We start from the raw sequence: 3078 nt of genomic DNA on the forward strand, positions 1-3078 counted from the left end.
GCGGCCTTGAGGAGCTTCTTGCAGTCTTCGCTCAGATGCCGGATCGTCAGTTTCTTGCCCGCCTCTTCGTAGCGCTTGGTGATCTTGTCGATCGCCTCGACGCCGCTACTGTCCATGACCCGTGCCCGTTTGAAGTCCATGACCACTTCGTCGGGATCGTTGGCGACGTCGAACTGGTCCAGAAACCCCTGTACCGAGCCGAAGAAGAGGGGGCCGTCGAACTCGTAGATCTTGCGGTCGCCCTCGATGTAGGTGCGGGTATAGACTCTGGCGTGCTGCCACGCGAAGACCAGGGCCGAGATGATGACGCCGATGATGACGGCCATCGCCAGGTCGGTGAAGATCGTGACGATCGTGACGGTGGCGAGGATGAAGGCGTCGGTTTTGGGCATCTTGCGGATGCGGTCGAGGCTGGCCCACTCGAAGGTCTCGACACTCACCATGAACATGATGCCCACCAGCACCGCGATCGGGATCTGTCCGATCAGGTCGCTGAGAGAGACGACGAAGAGGATCAGCAGCACCGCCGCCGTCACGCCCGAGAGGCGTCCCCGTCCGCCGGAGGTGAAGTTGATGATGCTCTGGCCGATCATGGCGCATCCGGCCATGCCGCCGAACACACCGCAGGTGGCGTTGCCAGCGCCGAGAGCCACGGCCTCTTTGTTGGCGTTGCCCTTTTCGCCGCTCATCTCATCCAGTACCGAGAGGGTCAGCAGGCTTTCGATGAGCCCCACGGCGGCCATGACGGCGGCGTAGGGGAGAACGATCTTGAACGTTTCGAAGCTGAGCGGTACATCGGGCCAGTGGAAGCTGGGCAGGTCGCCGGCGATGGAGCCCAGATCCGCGACCCGCTTGGTATCCAGGTCGAAGAGGACGGTGACGGCACTCAGCACCACGATGGCCACCAGCCCCGCCGGGACCGCCTTGGTGAAGCGCGGCAGAATCACCATCGTCGCCATCGTCAGGGCGACCAGGATATACATGATCGGACCCTCGCCCTCGAACATCGGCAGCTGGGCCAGGGCGATGACGATGGCCAGGCCGTTGACGAATCCCAGAATCGCGGGCTGGGGCACCAGGCGGATGAATTTGGCGAGCCTGAAGAGGCCGAAGGCGACCTGGATGAGTCCCGTCAGTACCGTGGCGAAAAAGAGATACTCGACCCCGTGGGTCGCCACCAGGGAGACCATCACCACCGCGACGCTGCCGGTGGCGCCGCTGATCATGCCCGGCTTGCCGCCGAAAAGCGCCGTGATCAGCCCCAGCAGAAAGGCGGTGTAGAGGCCCACCAGGGGACTCACGCCCGCGATCAGCGAAAAGGCGATCGCTTCGGGGACCAGCGCGATGGCGACGACGGCGCCGGAAAGGACGTCGTTTTTGACGCTGTGGCCGGAGTAGGCTCTAAGAAGCTGTGCGAACATGGAAAAACCTTTGGATGGGTTCTAATCTAAAGTAAGTTATGGAAATAGCGCGTGATTATAGGAGAATCGCCCTTAAAGTGCCATGGCCTTTATGGTATAATTTGATCGAGCAACATTATTGGGTAGTTGAAGGCCCGACATGGTCGGTGGGAGTCATGACCCATCGGCCTTTTTTTATGTCGGGCCGAAACTACCCAAGGAGTCCGTCATGTGGCGATGGTTGCTCTTGGTACTGCTTTTGCTTTGCTTTTTGGCAGTGAAAGCGTACTGAGTCGTCACGGGGTGAAGCCAAACGGCTTCGCCCTGGGCTCCTTGACTACCATGCCTCTCTTTGGTCTATTAGAAAATCAAATTAAGCCAACCTTAAACAAAATTGATTTACCATGCTCCCAGTTAATTAAGACAAAAATTGTCTGATTTAGAAATTGGGAGTTATTATCATGATGAAAGTCTACCTCGACAACAACGCGACCACGATGGTCGACCCCGAAGTCAAAGCGGCGATGGACCCGTACTTCACGGAGATCTACGGCAATCCCAACTCGCTCCACGACTTCGGTACGGCGAGCCATCCGGCTCTGCGCAAGGCGATGGATCAGATGTACGAGGCGATCGGCGCCCGGGACGAAGACGACATCGTCGTCACCTCCTGCGCCACCGAATCGAACAACTGGGTCCTCAAAGGGGTCTGGTTCGATCTGATCCGAAACGGCGAGAAAGATCACATCATCACCACCGAGGTGGAGCATCCTTCCGTCACGGCGGTCTGCCGCTGGCTCGAGGAGCAGGGCGTGCGCGTCACCTACCTGCCGGTCAACAGTGAGGGCATCGTCGAGGCCCATACGGTAAGGGATTTCATCACCGACAAGACGGCGCTCGTGTCGATCATGTGGGCCAACAACGAGACGGGAGCCATCTTCCCGATCGAGCAGATCGCGGAGGTCTGCAAGGAGAGGGGTGTGCTGCTGCATACCGACGGTGTGCAGGCGGTGGGCAAGATCCCCGTCGACGTCATCCGCGCCGGGGTCGACTTCATGAGCTTCTCGGCCCACAAGTTCCACGGTCCCAAAGGGGTCGGCGGCCTTTATATCCGAAACGGTCATCCGCTCACGTCGCTGCTGCATGGGGGAGAGCATATGGGCGGACGCCGTTCGGGCACCCTGAACGTTCCCGGTATCGTCGGCATGGGCAAGGCGATGGAGCTGGCGACCTACTATCTGAAGTTCGAAGAGGAGCATGTGCGCCGTCTGCGCGACAGGCTCGAAGACGCGATTCTGGAGCTTCCCGACATCTACAGCGTCGGGCCCCGCGACAACCGTACACCCAACACGATTCTGGTATCGGTCCGCGGTGTCGAGGGCGAAGCGATGCTCTGGGATCTCAACCGCGCCGGCATCGCCGCCAGCACGGGAAGCGCCTGCGCCAGCGAGGATCTGGAGGCCAACCCGATCATGATGGCCGTGGGAGCCGACAACGAACTGGCCCATACGGCGGTACGGCTGAGCCTCAGCCGCTTCACGACCCAGGAGGAGATCGATTATACGATCGACGTCTTCAAGAAGGCGGTGGAGCGTCTGCGAAGCATTTCGAGCACCTACGCCTATATGCCCGAGCATATGAAGGACAAGCAGGGCGACGGCGAAAGCTGCGCGACACA

Annotated in this window: 3 protein-coding genes; 2 read left to right on the top strand and 1 reads right to left on the bottom strand. The window is 59.9% G+C overall.

Annotation, left to right across the window (positions count from 1 at the left end):
• Positions 1-1421 (bottom strand): SulP family inorganic anion transporter (locus tag Q1K23_RS07350; protein ID WP_300363496.1); only part of this gene is annotated, 1421 nt, incomplete at its 3' end.
• Positions 1422-1631: 210 nt separating this feature from the next.
• On the opposite strand from Q1K23_RS07350, the gene Q1K23_RS07355 reads away from it, so the two are divergent.
• Together Q1K23_RS07355 and Q1K23_RS07360 are read left to right on the top strand one after the other, a co-directional pair.
• Positions 1632-1838: a hypothetical protein gene (locus tag Q1K23_RS07355; protein ID WP_300363497.1), complete on the top strand. Its 207-nt coding sequence runs from the start codon at positions 1632-1634 to the stop codon at positions 1836-1838.
• 23 nt (positions 1839-1861) lie between these two features.
• Positions 1862-3078, top strand: a 1217-nt coding sequence (locus tag Q1K23_RS07360) for a NifS family cysteine desulfurase (RefSeq protein WP_300363498.1), incomplete at its 3' end; no start/stop codon positions are given.

Source organism: Hydrogenimonas sp. (assembly GCF_029933015.1).
Lineage (GTDB): Bacteria > Campylobacterota > Campylobacteria > Campylobacterales > Hydrogenimonadaceae > Hydrogenimonas.